We start from the raw sequence: 21,555 nt of genomic DNA on the forward strand, positions 1-21,555 counted from the left end.
CTTCGGGTCAGAACACGCCTTAGGGCCCCAAACCGTTTCAAGACATTTCAGCGAAAACGGCCTCAATGACCTCTCCGGCGACATCGAGACAAAGGATGTATGGTGATGCGGGAAGTGGACCCTCTCCGCGATCGCTGAAGGCAAGCAGGCTGAAATAACTTCTAGGCAGTTCGACCGGCGAGATTTGCCGTAGCTGCTCGAGCACTTCCGCCTTGGCCGCTGGCGCGGCTCACCAATCTTGACCGTGCAGCATTTGAGTTCCCTCGCCTGTGCAGATCATGGATCAGGCGATCAGCGCTACCCCCCCATAGCTGACGTTGTCGACATCCGCTTACCAGCCAAGGGCCATGCCCGATGCTGGACCTTGAACCGAGCGCGACTGACCGTGTCCCCGTCGCGGTTCGTCTTGCTCTCGAGAGCCAATCCTGGTCAGGTGAGGGAGAACCTTCACGCGTCGCGATCCCCCATGCAGAACGCGGCCCAGTCGTCCATCAGACGGAAACGCTTGGCCATCATGTCCCCGCGACGGTAGGCCGCCTCGACCTTATTACTGACCGTATGCGCCAAGGCCATTTCCGCGGCCTCCTGAGGGTGAGACGTGCGTTCAGACACCCAATCCCGGAAGGTAGAACGGAAGCCGTGGGGCACGGCGCCCACCTTCATTCGCCTGAGCACGGCAGATAAGGTCATATCTGAAAGCGGAACGCCCTTTTCGGCAGGAAAGACAATATCCGTTCCTGCCTGCCGAGACATCTTCTTGAGGAGCAAGATGGCTGCTGGCGAAAGCGGCACCCTATGTTGCCTGCCAGCCTTCATCCGCTCGCCCGCGACCACCCACAGGCCCGCATCAAGATCCATCTCGCTCCAGGTCGCGCCGCGCACTTCCCCGGATCGGGCGGCGGTGAGGATCGCAAACTCCAGGGCGCGCGCTCCCACTCCGGAAACGCCGCCCAGCTTCACCATGAAGGCCGGCATGTCGTCGATCGGAAGCGCCTTGTGATGGGTGATTTTCGCGACCTTTGACGGTTTCGCCAGAAGCTTGTCGAGATGTCCACGCCAGCGAGCGGGGTTGGGCCCGGCCCGATACTCACGCGCCGTCGCCCAATCGAGCACCATTTCCAACCGCCCCCTCAGACGACTGGCGGTCTCGGTCTTGGTGGTCCAGATGGGTTCCAGGATTTGCATGATATGGGGCAAGACGACTTCGTCGACGCCCAGATCGCCGATGACGCCATAGACATAGGCCTCAAGCGTCGCCGCCCATTGCGCACGATGCTTGGGATTCTTCCAACTGGCTGCATGCGCCGCCATGTAGGCTTCAGCCGCCGCCCTGAAGGTGATGGTTGGGGAGGATGCTTTAAGCGCGCTACGCGCCTCTCGTGCCTCCTCTATAGGATCAATGCCTCGACGGATCTGGTCGCGCGCCTCGCGCGCCGCCTCGCGAGCCCTGGCAAGGGTCACGTCAGGATAGCCGCCGAGGCCCATCTCACGCCGCTTCGCGCCTATGGTCGCCCGAAGTATCCAAGTCCTTCCTCCTGTTGGAAGAACCTGTAAGGCGAGCCCGGCTACGCCCCCAACAAAATGAAGTCCGGGATGGCGCAATCTCGACACTGCGAGCGGACCGAGTTCTAGAGCCTTTCGCGGCATCCTACACCCATCAACCGACCCATCTTAAAATTTGCGCTTGGATGGTACTCCACGAAATGGCCTGAAGCCATCATAAGCAAGCCACCGCTGGGTTTGAACAGTAGTCAGCAATGGGGTGAAAAGGCCTGAAACAGCATTCCCGCTGACACCCAGTCTGCGAACTTCGTCCGGTCATTGGTCGACAGGGTGTAGATTTCCCGGACGATCAGGTCGTTCGTCGCGGACGCCCCCATCGGACAGCCATGAAGGCAGTGGAAGGTGTGGATCTCGGCGTCGCCGGCGCGCGCCGTCCCGGCCCCCGCCACGAGTGCGATCATCATGGCGGCGACGGCTGACCTGGTCAGGAACATGCGGCTCTCCTCATGGCCGGGATGTCCCACCGGTTTCGCCGCAGGGCAAGGCGGGAAAAGGATTGTCTGCGACCAATTCTGGCGCAGCCAAGGTGGTCAACGCCGGCCATCGCGACATGGCGAACCGCGCGATTGATGCGGCCGCCGCAGCGCAACCGACAGCTCCGGTGGACGGCAGCGGCCAAGCCTAAGGCGGCTATCCCCTAGAGCAACGTCGACGACCAAACTGATCCCGCGAAACAGGCAAGCGAGAATGCGAGCAGCGTCGCTTCAAATACGGAGAGCGACCAAGCTGGACGGCGTCGGCGTGTCTTCACATTCATTGAGGGTCTCGCTCTCCAGGATGATCTTGAGGGCTAATCCGGCATGTGCCGTTAGCGGACGTGAAGGCTAAGCCACATCGCGTTCAGCACGCGGTCCATATCCCAAGGACGCCACGCGAATCACCAAGCCATAGAGCGCGGCCAAGAGTCTTTAACAATTGAGGCGACTTCCGAACAACGGCGGTTTTTGACGGCCCGGTGCGCCGCAGGGGACTGATGCGAACGGGCCGTCTGGCCGTGCCTATGCGGCCTCTCGATTGCAATGATCCCTGCAGCGCAATCGAGCGCAAATGAGTCAAGAGAGGGCTGGCTCACGTAAAACGCCCCGGGAGGGACGCTTTCGGAGAACCCGGCCAAAAGAACTTTGTTCCGCCGTTCCGGCGCCGAAATAAGACGCACGTCGTGCGCTACGCCGCGCCCTCTCCCAGCAACTGCTCGTAGGGCTCAAGGGCGTATGAGCTCACGCCATTGGCTCGCGCCGCTGCAATAGCCGCCAGCATCTCAAGCCGCCATGCCTCCTGCAGGAAGAGACCGGGTTCGGTCCTTGCTCGCAGACGAAGGGCGTCCAGGGGTGCAAGATTCTCGGCGCTCTCGATTTGCAATCCGGCCTCCTGTCTAGACGCTGCAGCCTAGGCGATGCGGTCGCCCGGTAAAGTTAAGCTGTCGATGCATTTTGCCGCATGGCGCTGCCCCCCTACAAACAAGCGCCCGCGATGATCAGCGCATTGTACATGAGAAGCTGCGCGGTGGGATCGAAGTTCGTCTCCGCTGGATCGTCAGAGCTGCGCCGCCCGCCAGCATGACCCCGAACAGGACCATCGCCCATTCAGTCATGGTCGGGATGGGAGCGGGCGTAAAGGACACCAGCACAGGTGTGACAGGTGTCGCCCCGCTAGTGAACCGGCTGGACGGCCTGGGCTGCAGCAGGCCCCCGCCGAAAAGCTCAGAACCGCAACACCGGCCGACGCCGCAACCGCGCGCGCCAGTCGGCCAAACTGCATTCTCATTGGTTTCCCCCTCCATTCGAACTGCGGCCCCTACCCACAACGTGAGAACGGGGCGATATCTGTGCGTCTCAAAATTTGAGAGCCTGGTTCGCCGTGAGGGAGCCCTCCCTCACGCCCAATCTGAACTGGAGACCGCGACGAGCATCCGCATCGTGTAAGAGAGGCTGCGCGCCGCAGACTTCGCTCCCGGCTAGGAGTTCAGTTCAATATTGGTGGGTAGTCGGCCGTTTGCTTGAAGATCGGGAATGGCAGCCAAAGCATCCGCCTCACTCGTGAATGCCCGATCCTCGAAACGGTACCAGTCGCCCTCATGGTTCACCTCGATCTTGAATATCCAATATCGATCCGGCCGATCTGAAGCCAAAACAACCCGGAACTTCGGGTGCACTGGCTTCGGAACCTCCTTCGGCGATCCGTGATCCTGCGGGACATGCAGCAGACCATTCCTTAAAAATTGGAGACCGCGATGAACGAACCTCTGCCCTTGCCTGTTGGGTTACCCTTTGTGGCGGTGTGCTCAGCATCCCAGCGTCAGCTTTGGCTCAGTTCAGCTTCTAGACGGCCGAGAAGTTCAATCACCGTCCTGGCTTGAACCTCGCCCATGCTCACCATCGTCCGGCCCTCGCACGCGAGGACGGGGCGCCATCATCGCTGATTGATGCGAAATCCTGGGGGCGTCGAGCCATCTGGTCGCTCGTCCAAGCTCTCATCATGGGAGGTGGGAGATGACGTCAGAGCAACCATCTCGTGCTATCGCCGTTCTACCGGCTGGTGATCGGCCCCCGGTCTTGCGCTAGTTCGGGACTGATCATTGCGTAGAGCCCATAGGCAGGCTCCGCATCAAGGCCCGTCATCCTTCGGGGCGGCGGGCCTTCTTGTTTGGCCGAACGGCGGTTATCGTTTCTCGTCCGATTGTCGGGTTCGCTCCGTCATGAAACGAATAGTCGCACCTCTCATCGCGCTAGCCGCCCTAGCGTCTAGCGCTACGCCGGTTCCCGTCGCGCCGCCGCCGGGCAATCCCGACCTCAACAGTTGCGGCGTTTACTTGCATCACGATGAAGGCGGCATACGGTATGGCAGGCCCGTCGCCCGACTGTGGTCGCGGTCGGCGAGTTCAACAGCAACGGCCAATACAACGAGGCCAGGATTCCCATGAACCACGGGGACTTCGTGAGCATAAAGATGCAAGTGCAGCGCGCGCGCTGTATCTGATCTACCTACCGTAAAGCCCGCTCCGGTTCTCCGGGGCGGACTTCGTCGTTTCAGGCCGTCCGCCGCCGCTGAATTGTCAGCGCCGCGCCGCCCGCCAACATGACGCCCAGCAGGATCAGAGCCCATTCCGACATCGTGGGGACTGGAGTGGCGTTTTGGAACACTGCTGAGAAGACGTAGTCTTGAGTGGGATTGGGGCTAGCTGGAGCAGCGCCCAGCTTAACCACGCGAGAGCCGCCCGCGTAAGAATCAGTCGTCACCAAAACTAGGTTGTAGACTTCGCCAGCGTTCTCGACGGGCGCTGCGATCACGATCTGCTGCCCTGGAGAAACGGCCAAGCCGACGGCAAAAGTAAGTGTCTGATAGGCAAATGGCGCCACAACCTGGCTCGGGGCCGCCGCGCCAAAAAGTTGCGCGCCGACGTCAGCACCATCCCAAACATAAATAGCCGGACGAACGGTGGAAGGCGTGGCTCCGCCCGCGGCCCGCAGAGAGAAACTGTTCAAAGTGGTCACGCCAGCCGGCACGGTCACGATCTGACCCACGATATTTCCGTAGCCCACACCTGACTGACTGGCATCCGGACCTGACACTGAGACCGTCGTCGTCTGAGCCGACGCGTAGCCAGGCGCCAGCACCGCGAGCCCTATGACAGCAGAGGCGATGCAGGCGCCGACCGCTGCACGAAAACGTTGATACATAGAAATCCCCCAGCCCATTCACGATCATGGGATGGTCTCCATGCGCGCCCCACTTAGTCGGCAGCTATAACGACGGTCAAGCAGCCCTCACGCCCTTTCCGAAGGGCCGGCTTTCGTCATTCCGGCGAGACACGCGTGACGTTGAGCTGCCCCGGCGCCGAGGGCGTGAGGATCAGAGCCTCGGGCGCCAGGGCGACATGACCAGCTGGGGGGCGCCGTCGACCAGGGTGACGACCGGAGCGCAGTCGCCGATGCGGTAGTCGGCAGGCGCGAGGTTTGGCAAGCCGCCGGGAAAGGCCAGGGCCTGGCCGGCGTCGCGGAACGGTACGGACGTTGATTGGCGGGGACGTGCAGGCGGTAGTTGTTGCACATGGGCGGAACCTGACACGCCATTCTCTCATTGTGGAGTCGTACCGGGCGTTCAGCGGCGGCCCGAACACATTCGCCGCTCTCTAGGTTTCCCCTCCTATTGACTATGCCCCTCGCCCTTGCCGGCGGGGGCTTCTTTTTTGCGCCCCCCAGGCGTCCCACTCTTGAGCGGCGTTCCGGATCGGCCAACGCGTCGATGAAGGCTACTGGACGGCTGCGCTGGAAAGCCGATAGCGACGCATGGGCCATGGGCGTCAGCCCTGGTCCTGTTCTGGCCAGCGCCGTTCCTCCGCGCAGGCGGCGACGACAAGAAGGAAGAACCACGACCGCCTGAAAGGCGGATACGACGGCCGGCAATCTGCGGCGGGTTCAAAAGCGATGCATTGATCAGAAGACGTCGACGGGCATTATCCGAACCGGACCGAGTTGGCGCTGCGGCCCAGCCGGCGACCGGAAATCGAGCCGGTCAAAGGAACCTGAGCCGCGGCCGACCATTCCGCTGAAGGAGCCTGATCAGTTCCATTCTCTTTGCGTGCTGCTCAAACCCTCGCCCTCGTGGCGGGGGCTTTTCCTATTCCCTCGAGGCGTCGGATGAACCCGGTGGCTGTGGCCGGGCGTCGCCTTTTTCGAAACCATTGTTCACTAAGGCGCGACCACGAAGGAGGACGCCATGCGAGATCATCTGACGATGGACGACCTGGAAACGTTGCGAGAGATCGACGTTGAGGAAACCAGGCCTGGAGAAGGGATCATCCATCAGGGCCATTCTGACGAGATGGTGCGTCGGGGGTTCGCAGAGGGAGACTCCGAAACGGGCTACCGACTGACTGAAACCGGCCGCCTGGCGATTCAAGGCGCTCCCTGGGCCTTGGACCGATCCCTGCACTCGCCCCGATCTTAAGGCGCCATCGTTACTTGTCCTGCACGCTCCGCCTCGCCGTATCTTTGCGCTGGCGGAAAGCCCGGAACGCGCCAACAGAGGAAGTTCGCATTAGCGCGGCAAGCGGTCATTCGCCGAGAAAGTTTGCACGTCCGATCCGCGGCGTTCAGCGCCAACCGGCGTCGCGCGCGCGGGCTTCGGCGGGAGCGTCCAGGGTCTCGCCCGAGATGACGGCGTCAACGGCCGCCAGAACCGCGTCGGGCGTGTCGGCGGCGGCCGTACGGACCTCGCTCGCAGCGCCATCGGTCGCCGCCAGCGCCTGCATCGCCCAGCCGTCATGCCCCCGGCACGCCAGGCCCGCCAGCCTCGCCTCGTCCGCCCGGAAGGTCCGGCACCATCGTCCCTCGTCGTCACGGAAGGTCAGGCCGACCGATCGGCCGTCTGCGTCCGCGCCATCGGCGGCCAGGCGGGTATCCAGGACGCGGACAAGGCCCGCATTCTTCAGCGCGCCGCCGGCGCCGACCGCAAAGCCGCGATCCGCCTGCCCTAAGTAGGGACCAAGCAGCACGCCTCCGGCAAACGCCGCTGTCGCCAGGCCGCCCCACAACGCCGCCCGTCGGGGCGTGGAGGCGTCGGCCAAGGCCCGACCCAGGCCGGCGAGCGGAGAGCGGGACTGCGCCGCTCCCGCCGCGATCAGGCGGGCGAGGGCCTGATCACGTGGATCGGCGGCGACCGGAAAGGCCTCCCTAGCCGTCGCGCGGAGCCGGCGCATGTCTTCCAGCCGCGCCGCGACTTCGGGATAGGCCAGGGCCGCCGCGTCGACCTGCTCCGCCTCCCGGGGCGACAGTTCGCCGTCGATGCGCCGCATCAGGGTATCGTCGTCGATCCGGCTCATCCCGTCACTCCTTGGGCGGCGAGGGTCTGCATCAGGGACTGACGGCCCCGCACCAGGCGGCTGGTCAGGGTGCCGGCCGGCACGCCCAGCACCTGGGCAGCCTCGGCATAGGACAGCCCCTCGACCAGCACCAGCGCCACTGCGTGGCGCTGGTGCTCCGGCAGGGCGTGGATCGCGTCGCGCACCGCCAGGGCGTCCGCGCGCAGGTCTTCGTCAGCCTGGGCTGCGTCGGCCACGCCGGCGGAGGTCGCGTTTTCCGGCGACACGACGCGGCTCCATCGCAGGATCGAGCGTCCCTCGTCGATGGCGATCCGTCTCATGATGGTGAAGGCCCAGCTGTCGAGCCGCGTCCCGGCTCGGAATTTCGATCGCGCCGCCAGCGCACGCTCGACGGTCTGCTGGACGAGGTCCTGCGCGTCCGCGTCGCGGGTCCGAAGCACCCCCGCAAAACGGCGAAGGCGCGGAAGGAGCTCCACCAGCCCGGTTTGAAAATCGTCCAAGCGCCTTCCTCGTCCATAATGGATGAAACGACCGGACCCAGGCGTTTCATCCATGGCATATCACGGGTGAAACCGCGCCTGAGGCAAGGGCGCATATGAAAGGACGAGGCGTGGCGCGACGACAGCGGATGGGGAGGCGGATGGCGGAATGGGTCGGAGCGGCGGCGCTGCTCGTCGCAGGGCCTGCCTGGGCGCAAATCGGGCCTCTGCCGCCGCTCGGGCTGCCCAGCTTGGGCGTCGCCGACCGCCTGCCGGCGGTCGGCGACATTGACCGCCTGGGCGCCCGCGTCGTGAACCGTGCGCTGCAGGCGCCGTCGCGGCTCCACGGGCTGATCCGAAGCTCCGGCGGGGTTCTGGAGGCGGACCCCCTCGGCTGGCCGGTCGTGGCGGGCGAGATCGTGGCCATCGATCTGTCGAGGCCGGCGCGCGACCGCGCCCTGGACGCCGGCTTCACCGTGGTGCGCGAAGAGCGGCTTGAAACACTGGACCTGACGACGACGGTGCTGGCTCCCCCACGCCGCCTGTCGTTGTCGCAAGCCATGGAGCGGCTGCGCGACCTGGATCCTGAGGCGGAGATCACCTTCAACCATGTTCATGCGCCGGCGGGCGCGGAAGAGGCTATTGCGGACGGCGGCCCGGCCCGGCCCGGCCTTGAGAAACCCGACGCGCGGCTCGGCCTGATCGACACGGGCGTGGACGCCGCCCACCCGGCGCTGGCGGGATCGCGCATCACCCAGCGCGGCTTCGCCGGGCCGCCGCGCATGGGCGCGCATGGTTTGGCGGTCGCCTCGCTGATGGTCGGGCGCAGCGGAGCCTTCTCGGGCGGTTTCCCTGACGCGGCCTTGCTGGTGGCCGACATCTACGGCGGTCAGGCGGCGGGCGGATCGTCGACGGGCCTCGCCCAGGCGCTCGCCTGGATGGTGGAGCAACGGACGACCGTGGTGAACATCAGCCTTGTCGGTCCGCGCAACCTCCTGGTCGAGCGGGCCGTGGCGCGCGCCCAGGCGCGGGGCGTCACCGTGGTGGCGGCCGTCGGCAACGACGGTCCGGCCGCGCCGCCCCTCTATCCGGCCGCCTATGAAGGGGTGGTGGGCGTGACGGGGGTGAGCGCGCGCGACAGGGCCCTGCCGGAAGGCGGGCGCGGTCCGCAGGTCGATTTCGCCGCGCCGGGCGCGGACATGGCGGCGGCTGCGCAAGGCGGAACCTGGACCGGGGTTCGGGGCGCCTCCTTCGCCTCCCCTATCGTCGCGGGCCTGCTGGCGCGCGGAGGGGGCGGCCCGGACGCTATCGAGGCCCTGTCCCGTTCGGCGCGGGACCTCGGGGCGCGGGGGCCGGATCCGGTATACGGAGCAGGGCTGGTCGGCACGGCGTCGCGGACGCCGCCGCAGGAGATGGGCGCGCGCGGCCGGCTGAGGCGCTGAAAATAATCTCGTCCCAGGGATGAAAGCCGCAGACCGGGTCGTTGGACCCTGCGAGGGCGCAATTCGCCCACGACATGCAGGAGACACGACCATGAAGAAGACCCTGATGATGGCGACCGTCGGCTTCGCCCTGGCGATCGCTGGAGCGTCCCAGGGCCAGGTGCTGGGCGGTTCGGGCGGACTGACGGGCGGCCTTGGCGGCAACCTGGGCGGCCAGGTCGGCGGCCTGACGGGTTCCGTCGGCGGTTCCGGCTCCCTGACCGGCGGTCTGGGCGGCACGGTCAACGGCTCGATGCTGCGCGAACGGACCGCCGACGTTCTGTCGCGCGCGGAGCGCCGCGCCCGGCAAACCCAGACGCGCGCCGCCGCTGTGGCTGAGCGCAATCGTCAACGGGCAAGCGAGGTCGCTTCCAACACGCGCGACACGGCGACCGCGACCGCCGCCAGCGCCCGAGGCGCCGTCAGCAGCGCGGCCGACGCCGCAACCGGCTCCCTGCAGGTCGATTCGTCCGGCATGTTGAACAGCGCGGCCTCGGCGAAAAACGGTACGGCGTCGGGTTCAGCCTCGGGTTCGGCCGCAGGGCGTGGTCAAACCCCCGCTCAACCCGCTTCTTCTCCCCCGACCTCGGCCGTAGATGCGAGCCGCTCGTCTTCGGCGGATCGCAAAGGCGCCTCGGTCTACATCGGCGCCAACGCCAGCGGAAACCTGGGTCACGACCACTGACTGAACTCATGCTCGCGGCGTAATCTCCCGGCCCCGTCAGCCTCGTCGACGGGGTCGGGAGGCGACGCCTGGAACCGCCTTTCCAGGTCCGGCCGACGGCCTTTATCGACACCCGCCCCGAGGTCCCTACCCTCGCCGAAGGCCGTATCGAACAGGCCGACCCCCGAGCCGAGGACACCGGCGCGCCGTCATCAGCGCCGCCGTCACACCCGAAGCGGAACCATTGCCCAAGAGGCGCTGTTTGACCCCGAAACCGAGGAGATGACTCCGTGGACGACTTCAAACCAAACGATCCGAACGCCATTCCGCCCCTGACAGGCGCGGAACGCCGCGTCGAAGAGACGGTGATCATTAAGAGAGAGAGCAGCAGCGCTGCCTGGTGGGCCGTCGGCGTTTTGGCTGTCCTGGCCGTAGTAGCGCTCTTGTGGTTCCTCACGCGCCCCCCCGAACAGGCTGCGGATGCGGATCTGCGGGTCGCCCAAGCTGAAGCGGCCGCCGAGAACGCTCGGCGGACCGCCGAGGCGGCGATGCTGCAGAACCAGATGAGCGGTGTTCGCGACAGCGTCGCCCTCGCCCAGGCCCAGACAGCGACGGCGCGCGCTGAGGCGATCCGCGCCACCGCCGAGGCCCGCGCCGCCGAAGCGCGCGCTACGGAGCCGGTGATCCCTGAGCGCCCGACGGCCGTCCCGCCGCCCCCGAGCGACGCTGCTGTCGTGACCACCACGACGCCGCAACCCTAGCGCTCCCAGCTCCTGTCGCCTGTCGCCTGGCCGCCAGCGTCGGCCGCAGGCGGGCTGTCAGGCTCGTTAACAAATGGGGGTTTTCCGCTAACCGCACGCCGCGCATCAGCGCCGAAACTATGCTTGCGGCTGAGCGGATCGACGTCTTCAACGGCGACGGGCGCCCTATTCCCGCAGGATCTTCTCGATCGCTTTCCCCTTGGCGAGTTCGTCGATCAGCTTGTCGAGATAGCGGATCTCTCGCATGAGCGGCTCATCGATGTTCTCGACGCGAACCCCGCAGATCACGCCCATGATCTTGGCCCTTGCAGGGTTTGGTTCGGAGGCCTCTGCGAAGAACGTCTCGAAGTCCGTTCTCTTCTCCAGGTGAGCGTTCATTTCGCCCTCGCTGAAGCCGGTCAGCCAACATATGATCTGATCGACCTCGGCCTTCGTGCGCCCCTTCTTCTCCGCCTTGGCGACGTAGTGCGGATAGACGCTAGCGAAGCTGGTTGTGTAGATGCGGTGCTTGGTCATGATGATCGTTTCCGCGTGGCGTGTCGCAAGGGCTCCGGCGTCATTCTCCCTGGGCCTGGATCCGATGATGGCTCCAAGCGGCCGCGTTTCCAGCATCTGGCGGCAGGGAACCGCTTTCTGGACCAACATGCTGAAAGGCCGCCACTCAAGACCAACACAACGGCGCTCCTCTCCCTTTCTGCCCCGAATGGAAATCTCCACGCTGGGAGAGACAGGATCGGTCCAGCTTTGCGGTTGCGAGCAGATCTTCACCGATCGTTCGCTGCCGGCGACCATCAAAGCTGCGCCCAATAGCGAATCCAGCCCGGCTCACAGAAACAGCGCTCGATAGATGCTGACGCCGAGAGCGGCCAAGATGGCTAGGCTGAGAGAGCAGAGCCGGCCGCGCCAACCGCGGTCTTTAAACGACCGCATCAACAGGCCGGACACAAGACCGCACCCGACCAAATTGTCAGAAGTTCTATCGACACTTGCAACGCGGGAGCCATCCACACAAGACATCCGAAACGACGAAAGCCTGCCCCGGCGAACCCGAGCGGGCCTGATAGCGGAGCCCGATGGCTCGACGCTTGCAATCTGCTCATTGAGCCCGTCTGAGTCCCAATGTGGCAGGCGGGCTTTTGCTTGTTGGCTTACACCCTGCCGAAGAATCCGGCCGCGCTGGAAGCGGACGTCGCAAACGTCAGCTCAGGGCGGAAGGCGGATGACGCCGCCTTACGCAGCAGCCATCGAGACGTTGAGAAACGGGGTCACCGCCGCCATGGCGCGCTCGACGTATTCGACCTTCTCGCCCACGGGCGCTACATAGTGGACGGCTTCTTGGGCATCCTGCGGCGTCGCTAGGCGGGCGATCATCCAGGCGGCAAGATATTGAGAGGCCAGGCAGCCGCCGGCCGTTGCGACATTGCCGTGGGCGACAAAGGGTCGGTCCACGACATTGACGCCGGCCTCAACGACCCAGGGCTTTGTAGTCAGGTCGGTGCAGGCGGGCAGCTCGCCGATCAGGCCCAGCTTGGCCAGTAGCAGCGTGCCGGAGCATTGAGCACCGATCAACTGGCGCGAAGGATCAAGCGTGATGCGCGCCAGGAAGTAGGGATCAGCGGCGTACTCGCGGGTCTTGATCCCGCTACCGATCAGGACCGCGTCAGCCTCGGTGAGAAACTCCAGCGGCTTTTGGCGCTGGATAGTCACCCCAGCCATAGAGGTAACCTCGGGCGTGGAGCAGGTGATGTATGCCTTCCAGCCCTGACCCTTCATCCGGTTCAGGATGCCGGCCGCAATAAAGGAATCGAGCTCGTTGAAGCCGTCGAGGGTCAGGATGGCGATTTGCATGCTATTCGAAATCTAGAGGGGAAAGCAGCATGGTTGCTGATGCCAGGCAGCGCCGCAAGCCGACTTTGCCAACGTCTTAAACGGGTCGGATTGCGACTATGGCACCTCGCCGGCAAGCGGACATTCCCTTGATCGCGAATGCCGCCTTTCTACTCCGACGGGCATGTCCGGTGTTGGCGCACGCCGGCACTAGGATTCAAACAAATCCTAATAGCCAGCGCATCGGCGATGAGAATCGCAAGCGTTGGGTTTGCAACCAGACCAGCAGTCAGTGGTCGAGCCCGCCCTGCTTAATCAGGCCTTTCACGAAGGCGTCTTCCAGCGAGGCGCCCACTTCACGAGAGAAAGCTTTCTGCGCCTCGGCCTCGTCAGCGATAATCCGCTCCGGCGTGGCTCGGTGGCTCGATAGCTTGAAGCAGACCTCCCTTCGCTGTCTGGCCGCCAGGTGTTCGATCCGTTCCAGCTTCACTCCGGCCTGAGCCCGGATCAGCTTCTTCGTCACTGTCGACATGAGCGCCTCCTGATCAGGTGGATTCATGTCTGGCGGGAGCCTTTGGTTCCGCATCGCTCCAAGGCAGGCCTCTGCCCCCTCCACTCAACGTTGGGGGCTCCTCTTGAAGGGGGTTTCCAACACGCCCTCAAGCCCATTTTACTCTGAATCATTCCGAAACCCCGTTCCAGCAACACATCATTGAGGCTTGCAGGGAAGAGTCAGTCCGAACATCGCGAGCGGACCTCATGCCGGACAATCAAGATTTCCTGTTTCGCTGCAGTCCCGATCCGATGTGGATCTATGATCGGGAGACGCTCGCTTTCAAGGTCGTCAACGAAGCGGCGACAAGGCGATACGGCTTCAGCGAAGCCGAGTTCCTCGCCATGACGATCGAGGACATCCGCCCCCAGGAAGATCAGGCGCGGTTGCTTGCGGCGGTCGCAGGCTCTCCTGCAGGCCCCGAGATTTCCGGTCCCTGGAGGCATCGCGCCCGCAACGGCGAGATCATGACCGTCGAAGTGCGGTCGTTCGGCATGATCTACATGGGCCGACCGTCGAAAATCGTCGCGGTGCGCGACATCACCGAATTGGCCCGCTTAGAGATCGCCGAGGAGGAAGCCCGACGAGCCCAGAAGGCCGCGCTCGACCTCCTCGCCATGGCCGGACGCGTGGCCCGCTTCGGCGGCTGGCGACTGGAACTTCCCTCCCGCGTCCTGACATGGAGCGACGAAACCGCCGCCATCCACGGCGAAACCCCTGGCACTCAGGTCACGCCAGAGCGTTGCCTGGCCTATTATCTCCCCGAACACCGGGAGACGGTTGAAGCCATGCTGGAGCGCTGCTTGAGCGACGGCGAGCCGTTCGACGAGGTGCTGCAGATCGTCACGGCAGACCAGCGACGTCGTTGGGTCCGCGCGACCGGAGAGGCCGAGCGGGACGCGAACCTCCAGGTCACCGGTCTGCGCGGCGGCTTCCAGGACATCGATGAGCTCGTACGCACCCGCCTCAAGTCCGAAGCCGTCGAACGTCAGCTTACCGAGACCCTCAACGCCAGCCGCGAGGGGTTCGTAGTGCTGGATGAGCACTGGCGCTTCGTTTTTGTGAACAAGGCTGCAGGACGAATGTTGGGACGGTCTCCGCGCTCCCTGCAGGGACGCAACATGTGGGAGGAATTCCCGCAAGCGCTCGGCGGCCCCTTCGAAGCCAAATATCGTGGCGCCGTCGCCGGTCGTCACAGCGTGGCGTTTGAGGAATTCTATCCCGATCTCGGTTGGTTCGACATTCGCGCCTATCCCTCCGCGGGAGGACTCGCCGTCCATTTCCAGAACATCACCGAGCGCAAGCGGATCCAGGCGGATCTTGAAGCCAGCGAGGAACGTTTCCGCCTGATCGCCAGCGTGACCAACGACGTCTTCTGGGATCTGGACTTGGCCGCCGGCCGGATGTGGTGGAACGAGCCCATGGCGCATCAGTTCGGGCATCCGGTCGAGGCCGCCGCAGACCGTCCTGACTTCTGGCTGCGCAATGTACACCCCGAGGACAGATCGCGCGTACGGGAAACGGTGGAGGCGGCGGTGAGCGACGGCGCCGATGGCTGGAGCAGCGCCTACCGCATCATCAAGGGCGACGGGGCGATCGCCCACGTCATTGACCGCGCCGCCATCGTCCGGGGCCCGGACGGTTGCGCACAACGCATGCTCGGCAGCATGACCGACGTCAGCGAACGCCTCGAGATGGAAACCCGGCTGCTGGAGTCCCAGAAGATCGAGGCGCTCGGTCGCCTGACCGGCGGGATCGCCCACGACTTCAACAATCTGCTGACCGTCATCATGGGCAATTCCGAGACCCTGATGGAAAGCGCTATAGATAGCGAAAGTCGCGAACTGGCCCAGTTGAACGTAACCGCCGCCGCCAAGGGCGCCGATCTCATCGGTCGGCTCCTGGCCTTCTCGCGGCGCCAGCCGCTGACGCCGCGCCCCGTCGACGTCCGAGAACTTCTTGTCGGGCTCGAACCTCTGCTGCGGCGCACGATCAACGCCGACATCCTTCTCGCAATAGAGTCGGCGCCTGACCTACCGCCGGTGCTCGCGGACGTGTCTCAACTTGAATCCGCCCTGCTCAATCTTGTCGTCAACGCCCGCGACGCCATGCCCAAAGGCGGCCAGGTGACGGTTCGGGCGCGTGTAGCCGATGCGCGCGCCTCCGAAGGTCGACGCGGCCCCGCCTTCGACGTTGCTGCGAAAGCCTGGCTCGAAATATCCGTCTCGGACACCGGAGAAGGCATGACGCCGGACGTTCAACGTCAGGCCTTCGACCCCTTCTTCACCACAAAGGCGGTGGGCAAAGGCACCGGGCTGGGACTGAGCACGGTCTATGGATTTGCAGCGCAGTCGGAGGGATCGGTCCACATCGCGTCGCATCCCGGCGCCGGCACCACCGTTCGCATGCTCTTGCCCTGCACTGAGGAAGCGGCGACTTCACCGGCGGAAACTCGACCCGAACCGACGTCGCCGCCACGGACAGGGGAACGCATCCTCGTCGTTGAGGATGATCCCCTGGTCCGCGATCACGTCGTACGTCAACTGCGCGCCGTCGGCTATTGCATCGTCCTGGCGGCGGACGGCCCAGAGGCGCTCGCCTGCCTTCAGGAGGAACCCGGGTTCGACCTCATGTTCACCGATGTCGTCATGCCTGGCGGCATGGACGGACAAGAGTTGGCTCGCCAGGCCAGGGCTATCGCGCCGGATCTTCGGGTGCTTTTCACTTCCGGATTCATCGGGCCCCTCGACGCTGCCTCCAGGATCCCCGCCGGCCAATGGCTCTGCAAGCCCTATCGCCGACAGGAACTGATAACAAGAGTCCGCGAAATCCTGCTTGGTCCATAATAATTGGGGCACGTATGCTCTGGCGTTTCCTTTTTCTGCTTCAAGAGATATTGAGAGCACGGAGGAAATTACAGACAATGTCTGAACTAGAACGACCACTTCATGGTAAATGCGTATTAATCATAGAAGATAACCTCGTCCTGCTTAAGACGCTGGCTGAGCGTTTCGCTGCCGCAGGCGCAGCCGTCACGGTGGCGAGCGAAGGCGCAGCCGGCATGCGCCAGTTTCGAAAGCAGCGTCCTGATCTTGTCATCACGGACATCATCATGCCGGACAAGGAAGGCATCGAGACCATCTGCGAGATCAGGGTCCTGGCCCCCGAACTTCCGGTGCTGGCGATCTCGGGCGGCGGCCGGATCCAGGCCGGCGCTTTCCTTGACCTGGCGAGACGGCTGGGCGCCACGGATGTGATGGCGAAGCCGTTCCGATCGCAGGAAATCCTGAACCGGGCGATCAGGCTTCTCGACAGCGAGGCATGCAGGTCGTGAGGGCGCGGTCGCTCGACGGCGGGGACAGCGGGAGATTCAGGTCCGCCCTGGACGCGACCAGAGCCGGGCGCCGCGCGCGCGCGTCTTTTGCGCTCCTGCGGCCTCCCGGACATGACGCGGCGACCTGCTCCGACCAGCATCGACCGGACCTCGCCGGTTCCATGGCGCTCGTCGCTGCGTTCGCCCGCGCGACTTCCGCTCCCGACGCCGTGTGGGTGGAAACGGCATGATGAGGCCTGCATCCCACAGCGCCCTTCCCCGCCTGCACGACTTCTGGCGCCGCACCGGCGCCGAGGCGCTGGGCGAGATTATCGACGAACTGCCGACGCCGCTGCTCTTCCTGTTCGAGAACGAAAAGGAGATGGTCGCCAACGCCGCTGCACGCGACCTCTTCGGCATCCCCGAGGGGGCGGCGGCGAAGGCTATCCTTGGGGGGGTCGATGCGGCCGGAATTCCGTTCCGTCTCGAAGAAGTCGTCAAGGGCGATCGCCCCAGAGGCGACCTGCGGATCGGGGACCGTCGCTTCACCTCTTCCGCAAGGCCGCTCCCCAGGAACCGACCGGGCGTTCTCTGGACTTTTCTCGACGTCACGGCGCAGCGCGCCGCCGAACAGGAACGCGCCCGGGCCAAACACGCCGCAGCCGTCGCCCAGGTTTCCGGAAGCGTGGCCCATGACCTCATCAACCTCCTTGCCCGCATCATCTGCCGTGCCGAGAATCTGCAGGCCCCCGGCGCAGCGCCCGAGGTCGAAGCTGGAGCGGAGGCGCTGATCACGGAAGCCGAAGGGGCGGCCGACGTGGTACGTCGGCTGGCGACCTATGCCGACACATCGATCGCGACCGTCGAGGCGGTGGATTTGGGCGACTTGATCGCCCAGTGGCGGGACGCGCGATCAGCCGACGAATCAATACGCATTGTCGATGTGACCGGCGGGCGCGTGATGGTCGATGCTGATCTGTTCCGCGCTGTTCTTTACGAACTCGAAGCGAACGCACGACGGGCCGGGGCGGCGCAGGTCATGATTTCTCAACCCCCCTCCCCGGAAAAGGAGGCCGTCCTGATCCAGGTCGAGGACGACGGGCCGGGAATGTCCTCCGATACATTGGTTCGCGCCGCCTCCCCCTTCTTCACCACCCGTCCGACGGACGAGGCTTCGGGCCTGGGCCTGACCATGGCCCGCAGCCTGATGGCTCGCTTCGGCGGGACCCTGACCCTTTCGTCTCCGCCAGGCAAAGGAATGACCGTCACTCTTCACCTGAGGCGCGCGCCCACGGCGCAGCGGTCGATGCGGGCATGAGGCCATGACGCATTCCGCGACGGTCTCCACCTCGGTGACCGATATGCTCCGTCACGCCGGCGCCGCGGATGCGGCCGCTCGCGGCCAGGTGCACATCATCAGCGTGAACGCCGTGCGTGACGCCGTCGGGGAAAGATGGACGCGGCATGATCCGCTGGTCGAAGATTTCGTGATCCGCTCCTTTCGGCGCGGCGGTCGGGAAGACGACTTCATCGTCAGGGTGAACGAAACCGACTTCATGCTGATCCAGCCCAGCCGGGAGCCCATGGGCGCTCTGAGCCGGGCGTCCCAGCTGATGCGGGAAACGCTCAGCTATTTCCTCGGCGCCGTGAAGAGCGAGAACATCAACGTCTCGATTGTCGATCGGCTCAGCGACGACGGCATCGAGGCCACGCGTCTGAGCGAGGCGGATCTGGAAGCCGCCGCAGCCCAGCGCGGGCGAGACATGTCCCACAGCATCGACGGCTCGCCGCCCTGGGAGCGGTTCGGGGTCGCGCGCGCTGCAGGCAAGGTCGTCAGCATTCGCCGGCCTGGCGGCGCTGACATCCAGGCCGTCTTCTACCTGGAACCCATCTGGAATGTGACCCAGGGCGCGGTCGTCTCGTTCGTCGCGCGGACCATCGCGGTTCAGACCGGCTCAAATGGCGAGTTTGAGGCTATCGATCGTCGCGACCTCACGCCGCGGACTCACACCGTCATCGCCTGTAAACGCTTGCAGTTCGTACGTGAAATCGTCGAAGCCGGACACGAAGGCCCGCGCGTCGCCATCCACATGCCGCTTTCGATCAACGGCCTGTCCTTTACCGGCACGCGCACCGAGATTCTCTCCGAGCTCAAGAAGGTGTCGGCGATCTGGCGCGAGCGCCTGTTCATTGAACTGACCGACACCCCGCCGGCGATCCCTCAGGCCCGCCTGGCCGAGATTGTCGGGCAGCTTCGGCCGTTCTGCCGAGGCGTCCATATCCGCGTCGATCCGGGGAACGGGGACGTGGTCCAGTGGAATCGTTGCGGCGCCGTGGGCGTCATCTACACCGCCCTTTCCTCCCAACCCGAGCGAGAGACGCTTGCGCGACTGGATCGCATGATCACCGGCGCCGCCCAGATCGGCATGGGCGCCAGCCTCTATGGCGTCAACACGCGCAGCCTGGCTTTGGCCGCGTGGGCCGCCGGAGCGACCCATCTCTCGGGGGACTGCATCGGCGGCAGATTCGGGCAGGACATCGTCGCGCGGCGCTTCACCATGGATGACCTTTACGCAACCGAAGCCGCCTCGCTGGCGGGCGTGATCGACTGAAATCGCCGGGAGAACCTCCCCGGACAAGAAGATCGGGAACAGACGTCGACGATCGAACGGACATCGCCCGCCCTTCTGGCGGACGTCGAGTCAGACCGCTCCATCGCATCTTCCACAAACCGACCCTGGCCAATCGACACAAAGCCAATGTTGGATTGCATGCTGACAGGCCAGTGATCGCTCCTCAGGGCGAGCCAACTGCCACGCAAATAGAGCAACGATCGTTTTTCTGCGGCCAGCAGGAACGGCCCGGCGCGCCGCAGGGGGGCTGATGCGAACCGGGCCGTCAGCAAATCTCCTCAGCCCGGAGAATGCAGCTTAACAACGCCCCGACGGGTCGCAGCGTTCCGTCAAGCTGTGATCCGCGAAGAGAGGATGCCCGCGGCGCCTGAATCCGGAGGCTGCATCTCTACTAGAGCAACAGCAAGCGCGCCGTGGGGCAGACATATGCCGTCGTCTCGCCCAACTCACGTTCAGCGCCCCCAGGATGCCCCGGCTAAGATCGGCGCGACCTCGATCGAAGAAATTCATCGACCAAAGAACTTCACCACCCTTACACCCTGCTTCGCGTTAAAAGCCGCGGCGTTTTGTGGACCGCATTTTGGGGGTTCGATCGACAAGGGCGACCCAGACCGCGAGCGTTCCGACGAGAAGGGCCATAACGAGAAGAACTGCGCTCAGCACGCCGAGATGCGCCCTCAGCGCCTCGGGCGCGGATCGCAACATCGACGCCAGCCGACAGGCCGACCCGAGGCATGCGAAGGACAGGGACCAGTTCGTCAATCCGTTCAATTTAGGCCTCCTCATTCTGGTAGGCAGCCCCCGTTCAAGCTCATTCTTCTCAACTTTTGACGCGATCATCGTCAGGCAAGCCAAGCCGCAATCGGCGGCTTGGATGACGGGCAGGCGCGGACGGCTTGAGACGTTCCGTACCGACAGCGGGTTGCGTTTCGACCTGGGCTCGCTGTTGTTCAAGGTTCCCCCGGGCCAAGGCGGCGTCGCCCCCCGCCGCATCCAAATCGATGGAAATGACGGCCAGGCGCGCCCTCACCTGTCCGATCTCGCGTTCATAGGACAGGGCTGCTCCGGCCCCTGCCGCCTCTTCCTGCTCTACCGCCAGGGCCTGCCTCAGCTCGAACTCGCGTCGCGGCAAGAAACCCTGCCAGGCAATTGTCTCGGCTCTCTGGATTTCGGCCCGGGCCAGCTTCAGACGGTCGTCCTGCAGGGTGCCCCCGCGCCGGGTCTGAGCCAGTTCGCGCGTCATCGCCTCCCGTCGCGCCACAAACTGTCTTCGCTCGGCATCCGGTGTCGCTTGAGGGACTGTCCCCCGAATGGCGACTGCCGCGGCTTGCGCATCCCGGCTCTGGCCGAGCGCCTTGTCGCTGCCCCCGCCAAGGGCATGAGACAGCTTCAGCGTAGCGATGGCTCGTCCGGCGTGACCCACCTCGGCTTCCGGCACGCGAAGCGCCTCAATGACGCCGCCTTGCCGCGCCTCTAGCCTGATCATATCCCGCCAACCGGCGCGACCCACCCTGCTATGGTTTCCTTTCGGGCGAAGGCGACCATGCTCGCGGAAGCAGCAGCCAAAAGCAGGATCGTGACCAGAGTGACCGAAATCAGGCGTGACGCTACCGACGACGCCAGCGCCGCTTCGCCTGAAAGACGACGAGTCGCGTGACGAACCGCTTCATGGCGAAACAGGTCAGACACTAGCAAACACCCTTTAAAGGAGAAAGATTCATCTATTGTAGGTTGATGAATCTTTCACCGCCGCGCAACCGTGTTCTGCGTCCGGACGCGGTTTTGAAAAACATGAAGAGAACTGGCGCTACGTAGTGCAGACATGATCGTCGAGCCCGCCATGGGGCCCTCCTGCTTCCGGCCGCAACCGCCCCAGATCGGTTGCGGCGTTTACCTGATCGCCCGCGGGCGTAGCCGCGATGTTTGATCCGACTTCTTCCGGCGTTGCGCTCCGGACCAAGCGCTCCTAGGCAGGGCTTGCCTCGAACCCACGGCATCGTCAGGCCAGAAACCTCGCCCCGAGGCCGTCCTGCAACAAAGATCTCGCAAACCTCGCCAATCGAGATGGCCGCCTGTAAACGAATCCCTATGGCAGCGGCCCCCAATCCCATTGATGTCGAAGTCGGCGTTCGCGTCCGCGCCTATCGCGAAGCCGCCGGGCTGTCCCAGCACGATCTCTCGCGTCTGATCGACATCAGCTTCCAGCAAATCCAGAAATACGAGCGCGGCCAGAATCGCATCTCCGTCTCCCGGTTGATGCATATCGCCGAACAACTGGGCACGAGCGGCGCCGTATTGCTCGGTGAAGTGAGCGGACCGAAGAGCGACGATCCGAAGACCCTGCTTGAAACCCCCGGCGCACTGGACCTGCTTCATGCCTACAGCGGCATTCGAAACGCCGCTCACCGGCAAGGTTTGCTCGCGATGGCCCAGACCCTGGACGCCCGTAAGACAGAGTGA

The 21,555-nt window shown here is 64.6% G+C and carries 19 protein-coding genes and 3 pseudogenes; 10 read left to right on the forward strand and 12 right to left on the reverse strand.

The genetic code is table 11. From position 1 onward, the window contains the following. Positions 1–447 precede the first annotated feature (447 nt). The 7 genes from AB4Y68_RS07305 to AB4Y68_RS07335 all read right to left on the reverse strand — a co-directional run bounded on the left by AB4Y68_RS07305 (position 448) and on the right by AB4Y68_RS07335 (position 7,884). Positions 448–1,647, reverse strand: coding sequence for a tyrosine-type recombinase/integrase (locus AB4Y68_RS07305; protein WP_441454854.1), 1,200 nt, complete (start codon positions 1,645–1,647; stop codon positions 448–450). Between the two features lie 104 nt (positions 1,648–1,751). Continuing rightward, positions 1,752–1,997: a hypothetical protein gene (locus AB4Y68_RS07310; protein ID WP_441454855.1), complete on the reverse strand. Its 246-nt coding sequence runs from the start codon at positions 1,995–1,997 to the stop codon at positions 1,752–1,754. A 1,040-nt stretch (positions 1,998–3,037) separates the two neighbouring features. Continuing rightward, a complete protein-coding gene (locus AB4Y68_RS07315; RefSeq protein ID WP_441454856.1) occupies positions 3,038–3,343 on the reverse strand; it encodes an IPTL-CTERM sorting domain-containing protein in 306 nt (101 codons plus the stop codon). A 1,246-nt stretch (positions 3,344–4,589) separates the two neighbouring features. Continuing rightward, complete coding sequence (locus tag AB4Y68_RS07320; protein WP_441454857.1) at positions 4,590–5,240, reverse strand: IPTL-CTERM sorting domain-containing protein; 651 nt, start codon at positions 5,238–5,240, stop codon at positions 4,590–4,592. A gap of 172 nt (positions 5,241–5,412) precedes the next feature. After that, positions 5,413–5,628 (reverse strand): hypothetical protein, encoded by a 216-nt coding sequence (locus tag AB4Y68_RS07325; protein ID WP_441454858.1) that lies wholly within the window; start codon positions 5,626–5,628, stop codon positions 5,413–5,415. 1,027 nt (positions 5,629–6,655) lie between these two features. Continuing rightward, complete coding sequence (locus AB4Y68_RS07330) at positions 6,656–7,384, reverse strand: hypothetical protein (protein ID WP_441454859.1); 729 nt, start codon at positions 7,382–7,384, stop codon at positions 6,656–6,658. After that, the gene (locus AB4Y68_RS07335) at positions 7,381–7,884 is read right to left on the reverse strand and encodes an RNA polymerase sigma factor (protein WP_441454860.1); all 504 of its coding nucleotides are present in this window, start codon (positions 7,882–7,884) and stop codon (positions 7,381–7,383) included. Before AB4Y68_RS07335 ends, AB4Y68_RS07330 begins: the two co-directional genes overlap by 4 nt. 140 nt (positions 7,885–8,024) lie before the next feature. Between AB4Y68_RS07335 and AB4Y68_RS07340 the strand changes: the two genes are divergently transcribed. From AB4Y68_RS07340 to AB4Y68_RS07350, 3 genes are all read left to right on the forward strand, one after another. Beyond that, positions 8,025–9,305 carry a S8 family serine peptidase gene (locus AB4Y68_RS07340; RefSeq protein ID WP_441454861.1) on the forward strand — a complete coding sequence of 427 codons (1,281 nt, stop codon included), beginning with the start codon at positions 8,025–8,027 and terminating at the stop codon, positions 9,303–9,305. A 91-nt stretch (positions 9,306–9,396) separates the two neighbouring features. Beyond that, entirely contained in the window at positions 9,397–10,029 is a 633-nt protein-coding gene (locus AB4Y68_RS07345; RefSeq protein ID WP_441454862.1) for a hypothetical protein, read from the forward strand. Between the two features lie 269 nt (positions 10,030–10,298). After that, positions 10,299–10,769, forward strand: coding sequence for a hypothetical protein (locus AB4Y68_RS07350; RefSeq protein ID WP_441454863.1), 471 nt, complete (start codon positions 10,299–10,301; stop codon positions 10,767–10,769). A gap of 165 nt (positions 10,770–10,934) precedes the next feature. On the opposite strand, the gene AB4Y68_RS07355 is transcribed toward AB4Y68_RS07350, so the two are convergent. From AB4Y68_RS07355 to AB4Y68_RS07365, 3 genes are all read right to left on the reverse strand, one after another. Continuing rightward, positions 10,935–11,561, reverse strand: coding sequence for a DUF2200 domain-containing protein (locus AB4Y68_RS07355; protein ID WP_441454864.1), 627 nt, complete (start codon positions 11,559–11,561; stop codon positions 10,935–10,937). Between the two features lie 438 nt (positions 11,562–11,999). Next, positions 12,000–12,617, reverse strand: coding sequence for a DJ-1/PfpI family protein (locus tag AB4Y68_RS07360; RefSeq protein ID WP_441454865.1), 618 nt, complete (start codon positions 12,615–12,617; stop codon positions 12,000–12,002). Positions 12,618–12,885: 268 nt separating this feature from the next. After that, on the reverse strand, positions 12,886–13,128 hold the full coding sequence (locus tag AB4Y68_RS07365) for a hypothetical protein (protein ID WP_441454866.1): 243 nt from the start codon (positions 13,126–13,128) through the stop codon (positions 12,886–12,888). Positions 13,129–13,355: 227 nt separating this feature from the next. Between AB4Y68_RS07365 and AB4Y68_RS07370 the strand changes: the two are divergent. The 6 genes and pseudogenes from AB4Y68_RS07370 to AB4Y68_RS07395 form a co-directional block, all read left to right on the forward strand. Further along, positions 13,356–14,804: pseudogene (locus tag AB4Y68_RS07370) on the forward strand (PAS domain-containing protein); the annotation flags it as partial. A gap of 51 nt (positions 14,805–14,855) precedes the next feature. Continuing rightward, positions 14,856–14,946 (forward strand): annotated as a pseudogene (locus tag AB4Y68_RS07375) (hypothetical protein); the annotation flags it as partial. Then, positions 14,943–15,995, forward strand: a pseudogene (locus tag AB4Y68_RS07380) (ATP-binding protein); the annotation flags it as partial. The pseudogenes AB4Y68_RS07375 and AB4Y68_RS07380, both read left to right, overlap by 4 nt. Before the next feature lie 77 nt (positions 15,996–16,072). Continuing rightward, positions 16,073–16,483 (forward strand): response regulator, encoded by a 411-nt coding sequence (locus tag AB4Y68_RS07385; protein ID WP_441454867.1) that lies wholly within the window; start codon positions 16,073–16,075, stop codon positions 16,481–16,483. 361 nt (positions 16,484–16,844) lie between these two features. Then, positions 16,845–17,780, forward strand: a complete 936-nt coding sequence (locus tag AB4Y68_RS07390; protein WP_441454868.1) for an ATP-binding protein — start codon at positions 16,845–16,847, stop codon at positions 17,778–17,780. A gap of 4 nt (positions 17,781–17,784) precedes the next feature. Further along, on the forward strand, positions 17,785–19,074 hold the full coding sequence (locus tag AB4Y68_RS07395) for a hypothetical protein (RefSeq protein WP_441454869.1): 1,290 nt from the start codon (positions 17,785–17,787) through the stop codon (positions 19,072–19,074). A gap of 841 nt (positions 19,075–19,915) precedes the next feature. Here AB4Y68_RS07395 and AB4Y68_RS07400 read toward each other — a convergent pair. Both AB4Y68_RS07400 and AB4Y68_RS07405 read right to left on the reverse strand, forming a co-directional pair. After that, positions 19,916–20,581 (reverse strand): hypothetical protein, encoded by a 666-nt coding sequence (locus tag AB4Y68_RS07400; protein WP_441454870.1) that lies wholly within the window; start codon positions 20,579–20,581, stop codon positions 19,916–19,918. After that, positions 20,578–20,784, reverse strand: a complete 207-nt coding sequence (locus tag AB4Y68_RS07405; protein ID WP_441454871.1) for a hypothetical protein — start codon at positions 20,782–20,784, stop codon at positions 20,578–20,580. The genes AB4Y68_RS07400 and AB4Y68_RS07405 overlap by 4 nt, the downstream gene beginning before the upstream one ends. A gap of 399 nt (positions 20,785–21,183) precedes the next feature. Between AB4Y68_RS07405 and AB4Y68_RS07410 the strand changes: the two genes are divergently transcribed. Further along, positions 21,184–21,555 carry a helix-turn-helix domain-containing protein gene (locus AB4Y68_RS07410; protein WP_441454872.1) on the forward strand — a complete coding sequence of 124 codons (372 nt, stop codon included), beginning with the start codon at positions 21,184–21,186 and terminating at the stop codon, positions 21,553–21,555.

The sequence above is a fragment of the Brevundimonas sp. 2YAF1 genome (genome assembly GCF_052114745.1).
Lineage (GTDB): Bacteria > Pseudomonadota > Alphaproteobacteria > Caulobacterales > Caulobacteraceae > Brevundimonas.